Origin of the sequence: Zavarzinia sp. (assembly GCF_049306435.1) — a bacterium.
In the GTDB taxonomy this organism is placed as follows: Bacteria; Pseudomonadota; Alphaproteobacteria; order Zavarziniales; family Zavarziniaceae; genus Zavarzinia.
Genome location: NZ_JBAQRT010000236.1, coordinates 26,953 through 41,326 on the forward strand (window position 1 = coordinate 26,953; position 14,374 = coordinate 41,326).

The window sequence follows — 14,374 nt, forward strand, 5'->3', positions numbered from 1 at the left end:
TCCGCCCGATGGCGGAGGTCTCCTTCTATCATCTCGAGGCGCAGCCGCTCGAATGGGCGTTGCCGCGTCTTCTCACGCGGGTGGTCGACGCCGGTATGCGCGCCGTCGTCGTCACCGGCAATGCCGAGCGTCTGCCCTTTCTCGACACGGCGCTCTGGACCTATGACGATCAGTCCTTCCTGCCCCATGGCCGGGCGCCCGACGAATTCGCCGCCGAGGAGCCGGTCTGGCTGACCGCCGATCCGGCGGACCGGCCGAATGGCGCGCGGGTTCTGGTTTTGGTCGACGGCGCGGCGCCGGCCGATTTCGCGCTGCAGGGTATCGATCGCTGCCTCGACATGTTCGATGGGCGGGACGAGGCGGCGCTGTCCAGCGCGCGACGGCGCTGGACCGAATTCCGTCAGGCCGGCCATGCGGTCACCTACTGGCAGCAGTCCGCGGAAGGGCGCTGGGAGAAGAAGGCGTGATCACCCGAATCATGCTGCCCCGCGACAATTCTTCGCCCATTGCGCTAGGCGGTGTGGACGGGTTTTAGCAGGATAAAGCCCGCGGCGAGAGCGACGAATTCGGCCAGTTCTCGACGGTCTGTCGCTGCATCGGGAGAATTTGCACCGTCAAAAGGCATCACGGAACCCCGACGATCCCGCAGCCAACGGTGACTTCATGGTTAAAGCCAGATTCAAGTTAATCGATTGAGCAAGATCAACGTCGTACAGCGATTCATGGTTATCGTTCTACCAAAGGCACCAGTCTTCGGGCCCTCTCACAGGAAATAGCCGATGAAAGAGCGCGACCTAATGTCGTTGGCGCGGCCCGGCAGATTCATGTTCGCGGCCCAATCGGCACGTCGCGCCCCTGTCCCACATTCAAGGATTCGATCGTGACAATCACCCCGAGTAAAGACGCAAAGCCTTCATGGCGGCGCATGTCCGTGAGGGTCCTTTTCGCCATCGCAATAATTTTGCTAGCCGGTGCCGGCGGCGCTTGGTATTGGCAGCGAAGTCAACAGGGCAAGTTGCCTGAGGGCCTTGTGTCCGGAAGCGGACGCATCGAATCTGATCAGATCGATATCGCCGCGAAGTTGACTGGACGAGTCCGCGATGTGCTGGTTCGGGAAGGCGATCTCGTCTCGGCCGGACAAGTGCTCGCCCGCATCGACACCACGGAATTGCAGGCCCAACGTGCGAAATATGCCGCGGACGTGGCATCCGAGGAAGCCTCGATGCTCGAGGCAAAGGCGACCGTTGTCCAGCGGCAGGCGGAACTGACCCTCAAGGAAGCCAATTTTCGCAGAGCCCTTAAGCTTGTTGGAACCGGAGTAATCAGCCAGGAAAGCCGTGATCAGGCGCAGAGTGAACGGGACGCCGCGCGCGCCGTTCTTGAAGCGGCGCAAACGAACGTGACCGCGCGCGAGCGTTCGATCGAGGCCGCGCAAGCTCTCGTTGACCAGATCGATGCGCAGATCGCCGACACCATCCTTGTGGCGCCGGTGCAAGGCCGCGTTCTTTATCGGCTTGCCAATCCCGGAGAAGTCCTTTCGGCGGGCGGCAAGGTCCTGACGATCATCGATCTGTCGGAGATCTATATGGAGATATATCTCCCCTCCGAGGAGGCCATGCGCATAACAATCGGGTCGCAAGCACGAATAGTGTTCGACGGTGCCGATTTCGCCGTTCCGGCCAAAGTGAGCTTCGTGTCGCCGGAGGCTCAGTTCACGCCCAAGCAGGTCGAAACGCGCAGCGAACGGGACAAGCTGATGTTCCGGGTCAAGCTGCGCATGCCGCCGGGCCTTATCGAGCGTCATCTCGACCAGGTGAAAACGGGCACCCGTGGCGTCGGCTATGTGCGCCTCGATCCGAACCCGCCCAATTGGCCGGACAACCTGCAGAAGCGCATCCAGGGTGATCCCATCGACGCCGGGGATTGACGATGGTGGCCTCCGCACAACCGATCGCCGAGATTTCCGGCACTACGCATAGCTATGGCAAGATCCGAGCGCTCGACAATGTGTCGCTCGAACTGCCGAGAGGCAGGATGGCGGGCATCATCGGTCCGGATGGTGCCGGCAAGTCCACGCTTCTTGGCCTGATCGCAGGAGCCCGAAAGCTGCAGGTCGGATCAATCACGGTCCTCGGCGGCAGCATGGGGAATGCTCGGCATCGCCGTTCCGTCTGCACGCGTATTGCCTATATGCCGCAAGGATTAGGCAAGAACCTCTATCAGGAAATCAGCGTCCGCGAGAACCTGGCCTTCTTCGGAACTCTCTTTGGTCTATCCGCGTCGGAACGCGACGCACGCACGCACCGTCTGACGGCCGCGACCGGCCTGCTCCCTTTTCTCGATCGGCCTGCCGGAAAGCTGTCCGGCGGCATGAAGCAAAAGCTTGGTCTGTGCTGCGCGCTCATTCACGATCCCGATCTTCTCATTCTCGACGAGCCGACGACCGGCGTCGATCCGCTGTCGCGCCGGCAGTTCTGGAATCTGATCGGCGACCTGCGGCGCGAGCGGCCGACGATGAGTGTCGTCATCTCCACCGCTTATATGGATGAGGCGAGCCATTGCGATTGGCTGATCGCGATGGATCACGCATGCGTGCTTGCTTCCGGCACGGCGGATGAACTGCGCGCGAAGACCGGTGAACAGGACCTCGAAGCAGTCTTTGTCGCGCTGCAGCCGGGACAAAAGACGGCATCTCAGCGTCTCGTCATTCCGCCACGCACACCGAGCACGGAGGCGCCAGTTATTGTCGCGAAGGATTTGACATGCCGTTTCGGTAATTTTACCGCGGTCGATCGCGTCAATTTCGCCATCGAGCGTGGAGAAATCTTCGGCTTCCTCGGCTCGAATGGCAGCGGCAAGACCACGACCATGAAGATGCTGACCGGGCTGCTGGCGCCGAGCGAGGGAGAGGCCGAGGTTTGCGGGAAGCCCGTCGATGCCAATGATCTGTCGATACGCCGACGCGTCGGCTTCATGTCGCAATCATTCTCGCTCTACGGCGAACTCACCGTGCGGCAGAACCTGCTTCTTCATGCTCGGCTTTTTCACCTAGCCAAGGACCAGATTGAGGACCGTATCGCCGAGCTGCTCGTCGATGTCGGTCTTGTCGATTATGCCGACACTGAAGCCAATTCTCTACCGCTCGGGGTGCGGCAACGTCTTTCGCTGGCCGTGGCGATTGTGCATGACCCCGAGCTGCTGATTCTGGACGAGCCCACCTCGGGTGTCGATCCGCAGGCGCGCGACGAATTCTGGCGCCTGCTGGGCGATCTGTCGCGAACCCGCAATGTCACGATTTTCGTTTCCACGCATTTCATGGGCGAGGCGATGCGTTGCGACCGCATCTCATTGATGCATGCGGGGCGCGTCCTCGTCTGCGACACGCCGCAGAACGTCATCGCATCCAAAGGAGGCGCTAATCTCGAAGAGGCGTTCATCGCCTATATCGAGGACGCCGAGGCCGCTTCGACGGCACCCAAAGCGGCAGATGCCCAAGTGAAGACCCTGCAGGATGCGGAGGCGTCGCCGCCCGGTCGCTCGACCTTCATGCCGCTGCGGCGCATCTTCGCCTATACCAAGTGCGAGACGCTGTCGCTGATGCGCGATCCGGTGCGGCTCGCCTTCGCCTTCCTCGGCTCCTTCATCATGCTGTTGATCTTCGGCTTCGGCGTTTCCAGTGACGTGACCAATCTCACTTACGCGGCGTTCGACCATGACAACACGCCGGAGAGCCGGGCCTATCTTGCCAATTTCTCAAATTCGCGATCCTTCACCGAAAAGATGCCGATCCGCAGCCTCGATGAAATGGAACAGCGTCTGAAGTCGAACGAGATCACGCTGGCCATCGAGATTCCTCCGGGCTTCGGCCGCTTGGTCACGCGCGGCTCGGATTGGCAGGTATCGGCCTGGATCGATGGTGCCAACACCTCGCGCGCCGCCACCATCGAGGGCTATGTCCAGTCGGCGCACAATCTTTTTTCCGAACAGAGAAGCCGGGAGTCCAGCACTCGGACAAGCGCCGCCCCGACCACCAGCATCCTGGTCCGCAACCGCTACAACCCGACGGCCGAAAGCATCTACTCGATCGGGCCGGCCGTGCCGGCGATGCTGCTCATGATGTTTCTCGCCATTCTGATGGCCGTCAGTGTCGCCCGTGAAAAGGAGATCGGCACGATCACGAATTTTTACGCCACGCCCACGACGCGGCTGGAGTTCCTGATCGGCAAGCAACTGCCCTATATCGGCGTCGGTATGATCAACTTCTTCATCATGACTGCGACCGTGCTGTTCCTCTTCGGGGTCCCGCTCAAGGGCGATGGCCTCACGCTGGCCCTGGGGGCGCTTCTCTATGTGGCGGCGGCCACCGGCTACGGGCTTTTCATCTCGACCTTCACGTCGAGCCAGGTAGCGGCGGTCTTTGCCGGAGCGGTGCTGTCGATGCTGCCGACCATGCAGTTTTCCGGCATGATGCAGCCCGTCTCGACGCTGGAGGGCGGCGCGCGCCTCATGGGGTATCTCTGGCCCACGAGCTACTACATGCATATGAGCGTCGGCGCCTTCACCAAGGGGCTTGGTTTCAGCGACATGGTGAGCGATCTCCTGGCGCTGGTCCTATTTTGGCCGGTCTTCCTGGCGCTTTCATCGCTTCTCTTGCGCAAACAGGAGAAATAAGATGCAGAGTCTCTCGAACATATTCTGGCTCGGTACCAAGGAGCTGCGTACCCTCTCGAAAGATCTGATGATGATACTCTTCATCATCTATTCCTTCGGAATCAGCATCTATACGCAATCGACAGGGGCCGGCGAGACAATCAACAATGCTTCCGTGGCGATCGTTGACGAGGACCATTCCAGACTCTCGCGTTCGATTGCTGGGCTTTTCTATCCTCCGTACTTCCAGAGGGTCAAGACGATCGGCGCCGCCGATATCGATCGCGCGATGGACGAAGGTCTCTATACCCTCGTCATCGTCATTCCGCCGCGCTTTGAAGCGGATGTGCGCAAGGGACGCGATGTCGAAGTCCAGGTCAATGTGGATGCCACTGCGGTCCAGCAGGCGTCCTTGGGCGCGGGTTATATCCAGAGCATGGTGACCAACGAGGTCAAGCGTTACCGACAGGAAACGCAGCAAACCACCGGCCTCTCCTCCAACCTCGTCATTCGCCGTGCCTTCAATCCCAACGGCACGCAATCCTGGTTCCGCGCGATCGTCGGCTTGGCCGATCAAATGTCGATGCTGATCATTATCTTGACCGGCGCGGCGCTGTTGCGCGAGCGAGAGCACGGCACGATTGAGCACCTGCTGGTGATGCCGCTGACCGCCTTCGAGATTGCGCTCGCCAAGGTGTGGTCGAACGGACTGGTGCTCATTATCGGCTTCATCTGTTCTCTTTTATTCGTGGTCCAAGGTCTCCTCGACGTTCCGATTGCCGGTTCGCGTGGTCTCCTGCTGCTCGGAACCGTCATCTATGTCTTCGCCACGGCGGCGATTGGCATCTTCCTCGGCACGCTTGCGCGCACCATGGCGCAATTCGCCCTTCTGATGATGATGGCCGTGATGCCGATGATGATGCTGTCAGGTGGCATGTCTCCCATCGAGAGCCAGCCGCAATGGGTCCAGTATGTGACGTGGTTTTTCCCGTCACGACACTATGTGAGCTTCATGCAGGCGATCGTCTATCGAGGCGCGGGCCTCGACATCGTCTGGAAAGAGTTCGTAACGGTCCTGGTCATGGGCGTGGTGTTTCTCACGACGAGTTTGGTGCTGTTCCGTCGGTCCGTTGCAACCTTGCGATAGAGCGTATCGGGCACAAAAACGTCTGGAACGTCGGAGCCGCGACGATCCGAGAGTGAGCGAGAGCCGGAAAATTCCACCATCCAGCGATCCAAATTTCAGGCTCGGAGCAATCGAGGCTGGGCTCCTATCTTAGCTGGAGGAAATTGCCCGTGGCGGGTCACGATGCACCAGATCCCCTTGAGGGGTAGCACACGGAATGTGCGCACAACGAGTTGCCGCCGTCCGCTTTGTCCGCAGCCAAGATGTCCGTCGTGATCGCCGGAAGGCGCAATTTCGTGTCCTCCGTCGCTTCCGCCGCAGGCTTCATCCCGCTCCAATCCGTCCACACCGCTTAGAGGCGGTGTCACCAGATTGGTGGTAATGTCTTGTCAGTCATAGTACAGGCGCAGGTGTACCGATGTCGGACGTGAGTATTTCTTCCATCATCCAGAAGATTCAATCCATGGTGGAGCGCTTCGTCACCATCAACGAGAAGATCGCCGGCCAGACCAACCTGCTCGCCCTCAACGCGACGATCGAGGCTGCCCGGGCCGGCGAGGCCGGCCGGGGCTTTGGCGTTGTTGCTGGCGAGGTGAAACTTCTGGCGAAACAGGCGGCGGAGAATTCCAAGGAACTCCGCACCCATGTCATTCAGGAAATCCAGGCCCAGACCACGGTCCTGCAGGGCCAGTTCGACGACAAGGAACGTCAGCGCCTCGCTGAAATGGCGCAGACCCTGGTTCAGCTCATCGTGCGCAATCTCTATGAGCGGACGGCGGATGTGCGGTGGTGGGCGACGGATGACGCTCTTTACCGCGCTCTCGAGAGCCTGGCGCCGGAGGCCATCCACCATGCCGCGGCCCGCCTCGGCCTGATCAACCGCTTCTATTCCGTTTATGTGAATCTGGTGCTGACGGACCGGCAGGGCCGGGTGCTGGCCTCTTCGGCGGGCAGTCGATTTCCGCGGCTGAACGGGGCCCATCTGGGCGACGTGTCCTGGGTCCGGCGGGCGCTGGCCACGCGCGGCGGCGACGATTATGTCGTCGACGACATCTATCGCGATCCCTTGCACGATAACCGCATGGTCGCGGTCTATGCCACGGCGGTACGGGCGGGGGGGCGGATCGATGGCGCGGCCCTGGGCGTCCTCGGCGTCTTCTTCGACTGGCAGGATCAGGCCCGGGTGATCGTGAGGGACGAGCCCAGCCTGAGCGAGGAGGAATGGCGCCAGTCGCGGGTTCTGTTGCTCGATCAGTCGCTGCGGGTGATCGCGGCCTCGGATGACGGCGGATTGCTTGGCCATTTCCCGCTCGACCATGGCGGCCGGCAGAAGGGTTTCTATGTCGCCGGCAATGGCGATCTGGTCGCCTTCGCCAGGACCATCGGCTATCAGGAGTACGACGGCCTCGGCTGGTATGCGGTGGTCATTCGTCACGCGCCGTGATGGCGCCGAATGAGAACAAAACGTGAAGAATACCCTTGTGCGGCGCTCGGCTTCGTGAGAGAACGAATACGGAACAAATGCGGCAAGGGGAAAACGGCGATGATGCAGGCGGCTTTCGATCGGGCGTTGGTGTTTCTGGCCTGGGCATGTCGCCCGGCGCTGTTCCTGTTTCCCGTGCTGGTGATCGCCGAAATGGCCGGTTACGTCTCGTCGGAAGTGACGATCCCCTTCGCCGCCATGGCCGCCATCCACGCCGCCGGGCGCAAGGCCTGGCTGGCCAGCCGTCGCCGCCCGGTGGTGGAGCGGGTCGTGGGCTGGGCGGCGGTGCGGCCGGTCGCCCAGTCGTAAGGCCGAACGCCGCCGGTCAGCCGGCGGCGTCCATCGCTTCCAGTTCTTCCTGCAGGGCCAGCCAGTCGTTCTCGACCGTTTCCTGCGCCCTCAGGATCTCGCCGCGCTTCTTGCCGAGATCGGTCATGCGGCCGGCGTTGTTGTAGGTTTTCGGGTCGGCCATGTCGGCCTCGATCACTGCGAGCTCGGCGGTCAGTTTCTCGATCTTCGCTTCGGCGGATTTGATCTTCTTCATCAGGGGGGCGCGGGCCTCGCGCGCCCGGGCCGCTTCGCGCCGGGCTTCCTTGCGGTCGCTGGCGCTGCCATCCACGCCCGATTTCACCGGCCCATCCTCGAAGGCGCCGGCGAGGACGAGGCGGCGGTAATCCTCCATGTCGCCATCGAAGGTCTTCACCGTGCCGCCCGAGACCAGCCACAGCCGGTCGGCGCAGGCTTCGATCAGATGGCGGTCGTGGCTGATCAGGATGACCGCGCCGGCATAATCATTCACCGCCTCGACGAGGGCTTCGCGGGCCTGAATGTCGAGGTGGTTGGTCGGCTCGTCGAGGATGATCATGTTGGGCGCGTCGACCGCCATCATGGCGAAGAGCAGCCGGGCCTTCTCCCCGCCCGACAACCGTCCGACCGCGTTATCCGCCAGGGTCGCGCCGAAGCCGAAGGCGCCCAGCCGGCCGCGCACTTCGGTCGGGCTGGCCTTGGGCAGCAGGGCCTGCATGTGCTGGACCGGGGTTTCGTTCAGGCGGAATTCGTCCTGCTGGTGCTGGGCGAAAAAGCCGGGCCGCAGCTTGGGCGCCCGGTGCATCTCGCCCGAGACCGGGGTCAGGCGGCCGGCGATCAGTTTAGCCAGGGTCGATTTGCCATTGCCGTTGGAGCCGAGAAGGGCGATGCGGTCGTCCGGGTCGATGCGCAGGTTCAGGTTCCGCAACACCGGCGGCCGGCCTTCATAGGCGACGGCGGCATTCTCGATGGTCACGACCGGCGGTGCCAGCTCGTCCTTGCAGGGGAAGCGGAACTCCACCCTGGTCTCGCCCGGCAATTCGGGCAGCGGCTCCATCTTCTCGATCATCTTGATGCGGGCCTGCGCCTGCTTGGCCTTCGACGCCTTGTAGCGGAAGCGGTCGACGAAGCTCTGCAGGTGCTTGCGGGCGGCGTCCTGCTTGCCGCGCTGGGCTTCGAGATTGGCGATATGCTCGGCCCGCGTCTTCACGAAGCGGTCGAAGCCGCCGGTGTAAAGCGTCATCTTGCCCTGTTCGAGATGCAGGATGCTGCCGACCGCCTTGTTCAGCAGATCGCGATCGTGGGAGACGATGATCAGCGTCCGGGGATAGCGGGCGAGGAAGTCCTCCAGCCACAGCGTCCCTTCGAGATCGAGATAATTGGTCGGCTCGTCGAGCAGCAGGAGGTCCGGTTCGGAAAACAGCACGGCGGCGAGGGCGACCCGCATCCGCCAGCCGCCGGAGAAACTGCGCATCGGCCGGCTTTGCGCTTCCGGATCGAAGCCGAGGCCGGCCAGGATGCGCTGGGCGCGGGCAGGACCCGAATGGGCCCCGATGGCGGCGAGGCGCTCGTGGATCTCGGCGAGGCGATGGCCGTCGGTTTCGGTTTCCGCTTCCGCCATCAGGCGGGCGCGCTCCTGATCGCCCGCCAGAACGACCTCGGTCGGCGTTTCGTCGCCGCCCGGCGCTTCCTGGGCGACCGTGCCGAGGCGCGCGCCGCGGTCGAGCTGGATCGTGCCGTCGTCCGGGTGGGCCTGGCCGAGGATCAGGCGCAGCAAGGTCGACTTGCCGGCGCCATTGTGGCCGACGAGGCCGACCCGGTGGCCGTCGGGGATCATGGCGCTGGCCCCGTCGAGGATAGTGCGCCCGGCGATGCGATAGGTGAGACCGTCAATCCGTAACATGGGGCGGCTAATAGCACGTCGGCCGGGCGGCCACAAAGCGCCGCAGTTGCCAGTCGGGCGGGCGTCGGCTAAAAGGCGCCCACCCTATTGCTGTCATAGTCGAAATGGAGCCTGTCATGGCCGTCGAACGCACTCTCTCGATCATCAAGCCGGATGCCACCCGCCGCAACCTGACCGGCAAGGTCAACGCCAAGTTCGAGGATGCCGGCCTTCGCATCGTCGCGCAGAAGCGCATCCAGCTGACCAAGGCCCAGGCCGAAGGCTTCTACGCCGTTCACGCCGCGCGTCCCTTCTTCGGCTCGCTGGTCGAGTCCATGATCGCCGGGCCGGTCGTCGTCCAGGTGCTGGAAGGCGAAGGCGCGGTCCTGAAGAACCGCGACGTCATGGGCGCCACCAACCCGGCCAATGCCGCCGAAGGCACCATCCGCAAGGAATTCGCCGAGTCGATCGAAGCCAATTCGGTCCATGGCTCGGACAGCGCCGAGAATGCGGCGATCGAAATCGCCTATTTCTTCGCCCAGACCGAAATCGTCGGCTGACGCGACCGGCGCCCCCGGTTTAGGGGGCGCCATCCGCGCCCCATCGGGCGACGGGGCGCCATCCGCGCCCCCATCAGGGCGCGAACTGCTCCGTCAGGATGCGCTCGCCCAGGGCGCCGCCCGGATCGAACAGCAGTTTCAGGGTTACCTCGCGGTCTTCCGCGATTTCCACTTCGACGATATTGCGCACTTCGCTGTTGTCGGCCACGGCCGAGACCGGCCGCTTGCCCGCGTCCAGCACTTCGAGCCGGACCACCGCCTCGTGCTGGAGAAGCGCGCCGCGCCAGCGCCGGGGCCGGAAGGCGCTGATCGGGGTGAGGGCCAGGACCCCCGCATCCAGCGGCAGGATGGGGCCATGGGCCGAGAGATTATAGGCCGTGCTGCCCGCCGGTGTCGCCAGCAGGATGCCGTCGCAGGTCAGGGAGTCGAGCCGCATCCGCCCGTCGACGAAGATGCGCAGCTTGGCGGCCTGATGGGTCTCGCGGAACAGGGATACTTCGTTGATGGCGAGGGCATCGGTGATCTTGCCGTCGCGCCCCCGCGCTTTCATGCGCAAGGGGTGCAGCGACGAGGATTCGGCGACCGAAAGGCGCAGCAGCAGATCGTCCTCGGCGTAAGGATTCATCAGGAAGCCGAGGGTGCCCTGGTTCATGCCGTAGATGGGCAGGGGATTGTCGGCGTAATCGCCCGACATGATCCGGTGCAGGCAGGACAGCATCAGCCCGTCGCCGCCGAGCCCGACGATCACATCGGCATTCTCGCCCGCCTCGCCATAGCGCTTGCGCAATCGCGCCAGGGCGGCCTGGGCGTCGGGGGATTCGGAGGCGATGAAGGTGATGCGTTCGCGGGCCATGGCATACGGACTTCCGGGCGGATCAGCCGCCGGTGGTGTTCATGTGGCGGGCAAGGGCCGGGGCGGCGCCCGGCCGGTCGATGATGAAATCATGGCCCTTGGGCTTGCGGGCGATGGCCGCGCGGATCGCGTCCCGCAACCCGCCATCCGTGGCGCCGCCGCGCAGCACGGCGCGCAGATCGGCGGCATCCTCCTGCCCGAGGCAGAGGTAGAGCGTGCCGGTGCAGGTCAGCCGCACCCGGTTGCAGCTTTCGCAGAAATTATGGGACATCGGCGTGATGAAGCCGATGCGGCGGCCGGTTTCGGCGACCGTCGAATAGCGCGCGGGGCCGCCGGTGCGATAACCGCTCGGCGTCATCTGATAGCGCGTGGCGATGCGCTCGCGCACCGCCGACAGCGGCAGGTAATGATCGGTGCGGTCGCCGTCGATATCGCCCATGGGCATGGTTTCGATGAAGGTGATATCCATGCCCTGCCCATGGGCGAAGGCGACGAGCGGCAGGATCTGCTCCTCGTTGATGCCCTTGAGGGCGACGGCGTTCAGCTTCACCGAAATACCGGCATCCCGCGCCGCGCGAATACCGTCGATCACCGGGCCAAGCTCGCCCCGCCGGGTGATCCGGCGGAAATCCTCGGGATCGAGCGTGTCGAGACTGACATTCACCCGGCGGATGCCGGCATCCGCCATTTCGCCGGCGAAACGGGCGAGCTGGCTGCCGTTGGTGGTCATGGTGATTTCATCGAGCGCGCCGCTGCGCAGGTGGCGCGACAGGCTGCGCAGCAGATCCATCAGGCCCCGGCGCACCAGAGGCTCCCCCCCCGTGAGGCGGAGGCGCTTCAGGCCGAGGGCGACGAAGGCGGAGCACAGGCGGTCGAGTTCCTCGAGGCTGAGGATTTCCGCCTTGGGCAGGAAGGTCATGGCTTCCGCCATGCAATATTGGCAGCGGAAATCGCAGCGGTCGGTGACCGAGACGCGTAAGTAAGTGATCGGCCGCAGGAAAGGGTCGATCAGCGGTGCCGTGGCGGGTCGGTCGAGACGGGGCAGGTTTCCATCCATCACCCCTATATGGCATGGAAATCACGGCGCCGCCATGGCTGGCCGGCTTGACCTTTCGGGCCATTGCCGGAACCATCCCGGCCCATGACACGAGGGGGAAACGATGGCGCGGCACCTGCTGGCGATCGATCAGGGTACGACATCGACACGGGCGATCCTGTTCGGCGCGGACGGCACGCCCGTCATGGAGGCGCGCCGCGACCTGCGCCAGATCTATCCCGCCGAGGGCTGGGTCGAGCATGACGGCGAGGAGATCTGGCAGGCCGTGCTCGACACGGTGCGCGAGGTCCTGGCCAGGGCCAGCCTCGCCGCCCGCGACATCGCCGCCATCGGCATCACCAACCAGCGCGAGACGACCCTCGTCTGGGAACGCAGGACCGGCCGCCTGCTGCATCACGCCATCGTCTGGCAGGACCGCCGCACCGCCGAGACCTGCGCTCGCCTCCGCGCCGAGGGGGCGGAGGCGCTGGTCGCCGCCCGCACCGGCCTTGTCATCGATCCCTATTTCTCGGGCACCAAGCTCGCCTGGGTGCTGCAGCATGTGCCCGAGGCGCGGCTGCTGGCGGTCCAGGGCGAACTGGCCTTCGGCACGGTCGACAGTTTCCTTCTGTGGCGGCTTACGGGCGGCGCGGTCCATGCGACCGATGCGACCAATGCCGCCCGCACCCTGCTGTTCGATATCCATCGCGGTGTCTGGGACGAGGATTTGCTGGCCCTCCTCGACGTGCCGGCCAGCCTGTTGCCGGAAGTCCGATCCTCCGCCGGGGATTTCGGGGCGACGCTGCCCGACCTGTTCGGCGCGGCCATTCCCATTCGCGGCGTCGCCGGCGACCAGCAGGCGGCCGGGGTCGGTCAGGCCTGCCTCGCGCCGGGTACGATCAAGGCGACCTATGGCACCGGCTGCTTCGTTCTGGTGAACACCGGGGATGCCGCCATCGCCTCGCGCCACCGGCTGTTGTCGACCGTCGCGCTTGATCTGGGCGGGCACCGGACCTATGCCCTCGAAGGCTCGATCTTCGTCGCCGGGGCGGCGGTGCAATGGCTGCGCGACGGGCTGCATCTGTTCAAGGGCGCGGCCGAGACCGAGGCCCTGGCAAGGGCCGCCCGGCCGCAGGCGCAGGTCCACATGGTGCCGGCCTTCACCGGCCTCGGCGCGCCCCATTGGGATCCGGAGGCGCGGGGCGCGATCCTGGGCCTGACCCGCGATACCGGCATCGCCGAGATCGTGCGGGCGACCCTCGAATCCGTCGCCTTCCAGACCCGCGACCTGATGGAGGCGATCGGCAACGACCTCGCCGCCGAAGGCCGGCCGCGTCCCGTCTCGCTGCGGGTCGATGGCGGCATGGTGGTGAACGACTGGGCCATGCAGTTCCTCGCCGACATGCTGGGCATTCCGGTCGAGCGACCGAAGGTGACCGAGACCACGGCGCTGGGCGCCGCCTTCCTCGCCGGCCTCGGCTGCGGGCTTTTCGCCGAGCCGGCGGAAATATCCGCCGCCTGGCGGCTGGAGCGGCGCTTCGAGCCGCGCATGAGCGCCGACGAGCGGGCAGCGCGCTGGCAGGGCTGGCAGGCGGCGGTGAGCCGCGTGCTGTCGCATGGCGGACCTGCGCCCGCCTCGCGTTGACCCGCCGGAACAGGCTCCCTAGCATTCGCCACAATGAAACGCGGGAGCGGCGATGACCGGGCAGGGGGACACGCGGGATGCGGTGGCGGCGCTGATCGCCGAGCGGCGGCGTGATGCCTCCCGTCCCGGCGCACGGCGTGACCCCCATCGTCTCGCCCTTGTCATCGAGGGCGGCGGGATGCGCGGCGTCATCGCCGGTGGCATGGTGTCCGCGATCGAGCATCTGGGCTTTGTCGATGTCTTCGACGCGGTCTACGGCACCTCGGCCGGGGCCTGCGCCGGGGCCTGGCTGCTGGCGGGGCAGGCGGTGCAGGGCACGCGCATCTTCTACGAGGATATCAACAACCCCCGCTTCATCCGTCTGGGCCGGGCGCTGATCCGCCGGCCGGTGCTGAACACCGATTACCTGATCGATCATGTGCTGACCGAACTGCGCCCGCTCGACGTCGCCCGTTTTCTCGATGCGCCCATCCCGCTCACCATGATGGCGACCGATGTCGAGACCGGGCGGCCGGTGCCCTTGCGGGATTTTCGCGATGTCGCGGCGGTGATGGCGGCCCTGAAGGCGACGACGCGGCTGCCCCTCGTCGGCGGGCGGCCGGTGCCGGGGCCGGACGGCCGCCTGCTGGTCGACGGCGCCCTGACCGCGCCTTTGCCGATCGATATCGCGGAGGCCGATGGTGCCAGCCATATTCTCGTGCTCTCGACCCGGCCCGACGTCACCCCGCTGGATGGCGGGCCCAGCCGGGGCTGGTTCGCCCGGCTGCTCGCCCGCCATGTCTCGCCCGCGGTGGCGCAGGCTTATCTCGACCGGCCACGGGTCCATGCGGCGC

The 14,374-nt window shown here is 64.8% G+C and carries 12 protein-coding genes; 9 read left to right on the forward strand and 3 right to left on the reverse strand.

The features are described 5' to 3' along the window. The first annotated feature begins 8 nt into the window (after nucleotides 1-8). The 6 genes from WAZ62_RS13825 (at nucleotide 9) to WAZ62_RS13850 (ending at nucleotide 7,568) form a co-directional block, all read left to right on the forward strand. Nucleotides 9-467, forward strand: a complete 459-nt coding sequence (locus WAZ62_RS13825) for a DNA polymerase III subunit chi (protein ID WP_422644119.1) — start codon at nucleotides 9-11, stop codon at nucleotides 465-467. Between the two features lie 413 nt (nucleotides 468-880). Further along, nucleotides 881-1,927, forward strand: a complete 1,047-nt coding sequence (locus WAZ62_RS13830) for an HlyD family secretion protein (protein WP_422644120.1) — start codon at nucleotides 881-883, stop codon at nucleotides 1,925-1,927. 2 nt (nucleotides 1,928-1,929) lie between these two features. After that, the gene (gene rbbA / locus WAZ62_RS13835; protein ID WP_422644121.1) at nucleotides 1,930-4,671 is read left to right on the forward strand and encodes a ribosome-associated ATPase/putative transporter RbbA; all 2,742 of its coding nucleotides are present in this window, start codon (nucleotides 1,930-1,932) and stop codon (nucleotides 4,669-4,671) included. 1 nt (nucleotide 4,672) lies between these two features. Then, a complete protein-coding gene (locus WAZ62_RS13840) occupies nucleotides 4,673-5,797 on the forward strand; it encodes an ABC transporter permease (protein ID WP_422644122.1) in 1,125 nt (374 codons plus the stop codon). A gap of 406 nt (nucleotides 5,798-6,203) precedes the next feature. Continuing rightward, the gene (locus WAZ62_RS13845; RefSeq protein ID WP_422644123.1) at nucleotides 6,204-7,220 is read left to right on the forward strand and encodes a methyl-accepting chemotaxis protein; all 1,017 of its coding nucleotides are present in this window, start codon (nucleotides 6,204-6,206) and stop codon (nucleotides 7,218-7,220) included. A 99-nt stretch (nucleotides 7,221-7,319) separates the two neighbouring features. Continuing rightward, nucleotides 7,320-7,568 (forward strand): hypothetical protein, encoded by a 249-nt coding sequence (locus WAZ62_RS13850; protein WP_422644124.1) that lies wholly within the window; start codon nucleotides 7,320-7,322, stop codon nucleotides 7,566-7,568. 16 nt (nucleotides 7,569-7,584) lie between these two features. Here WAZ62_RS13850 and WAZ62_RS13855 read toward each other — a convergent pair whose 3' ends face one another. After that, the gene (locus tag WAZ62_RS13855; protein ID WP_422644125.1) at nucleotides 7,585-9,468 is read right to left on the reverse strand and encodes an ABC-F family ATP-binding cassette domain-containing protein; all 1,884 of its coding nucleotides are present in this window, start codon (nucleotides 9,466-9,468) and stop codon (nucleotides 7,585-7,587) included. A 116-nt stretch (nucleotides 9,469-9,584) separates the two neighbouring features. Here WAZ62_RS13855 and ndk point away from each other — a divergent pair, with 116 nt between their 5' ends. Beyond that, complete coding sequence (ndk, locus tag WAZ62_RS13860; protein ID WP_422644126.1) at nucleotides 9,585-10,007, forward strand: nucleoside-diphosphate kinase; 423 nt, start codon at nucleotides 9,585-9,587, stop codon at nucleotides 10,005-10,007. A gap of 73 nt (nucleotides 10,008-10,080) precedes the next feature. Here the strand turns inward: ndk and WAZ62_RS13865 are convergent, their stop codons facing one another. Together WAZ62_RS13865 and moaA are read right to left on the reverse strand one after the other, a co-directional pair. After that, on the reverse strand, nucleotides 10,081-10,860 hold the full coding sequence (locus tag WAZ62_RS13865) for an NAD kinase (protein ID WP_422644127.1): 780 nt from the start codon (nucleotides 10,858-10,860) through the stop codon (nucleotides 10,081-10,083). A gap of 22 nt (nucleotides 10,861-10,882) precedes the next feature. Further along, a complete protein-coding gene (gene moaA, locus WAZ62_RS13870; RefSeq protein WP_422644128.1) occupies nucleotides 10,883-11,917 on the reverse strand; it encodes a GTP 3',8-cyclase MoaA in 1,035 nt (344 codons plus the stop codon). A 103-nt stretch (nucleotides 11,918-12,020) separates the two neighbouring features. Between moaA and glpK the strand changes: the two genes are divergently transcribed. Both glpK and WAZ62_RS13880 read left to right on the forward strand, forming a co-directional pair. Further along, on the forward strand, nucleotides 12,021-13,541 hold the full coding sequence (glpK, locus tag WAZ62_RS13875; protein WP_422644129.1) for a glycerol kinase GlpK: 1,521 nt from the start codon (nucleotides 12,021-12,023) through the stop codon (nucleotides 13,539-13,541). Between the two features lie 52 nt (nucleotides 13,542-13,593). Then, the coding region (locus WAZ62_RS13880) for a patatin-like phospholipase family protein (protein ID WP_422644130.1) at nucleotides 13,594-14,374 on the forward strand (781 nt) is incomplete at its 3' end.

Excerpts from the sequence above, each read along its gene's own strand:
- moaA (WP_422644128.1), bottom strand. The coding sequence starts at position 11,917 with ATGGATGGAAACCTGCCCCGTCTCGACCGACCCGCCACGGCACCGCTG.
- WAZ62_RS13865 (WP_422644127.1), bottom strand. The coding sequence starts at position 10,860 with ATGGCCCGCGAACGCATCACCTTCATCGCCTCCGAATCCCCCGACGCC.
- glpK (WP_422644129.1), top strand. The coding sequence starts at position 12,021 with ATGGCGCGGCACCTGCTGGCGATCGATCAGGGTACGACATCGACACGG.
- rbbA (WP_422644121.1), top strand. The coding sequence starts at position 1,930 with ATGGTGGCCTCCGCACAACCGATCGCCGAGATTTCCGGCACTACGCAT.
- WAZ62_RS13825 (WP_422644119.1), top strand. The coding sequence starts at position 9 with ATGGCGGAGGTCTCCTTCTATCATCTCGAGGCGCAGCCGCTCGAATGG.
- ndk (WP_422644126.1), top strand. The coding sequence starts at position 9,585 with ATGGCCGTCGAACGCACTCTCTCGATCATCAAGCCGGATGCCACCCGC.
- WAZ62_RS13855 (WP_422644125.1), bottom strand. The coding sequence starts at position 9,468 with ATGTTACGGATTGACGGTCTCACCTATCGCATCGCCGGGCGCACTATC.
- WAZ62_RS13840 (WP_422644122.1), top strand. The coding sequence starts at position 4,673 with ATGCAGAGTCTCTCGAACATATTCTGGCTCGGTACCAAGGAGCTGCGT.
- WAZ62_RS13850 (WP_422644124.1), top strand. The coding sequence starts at position 7,320 with ATGATGCAGGCGGCTTTCGATCGGGCGTTGGTGTTTCTGGCCTGGGCA.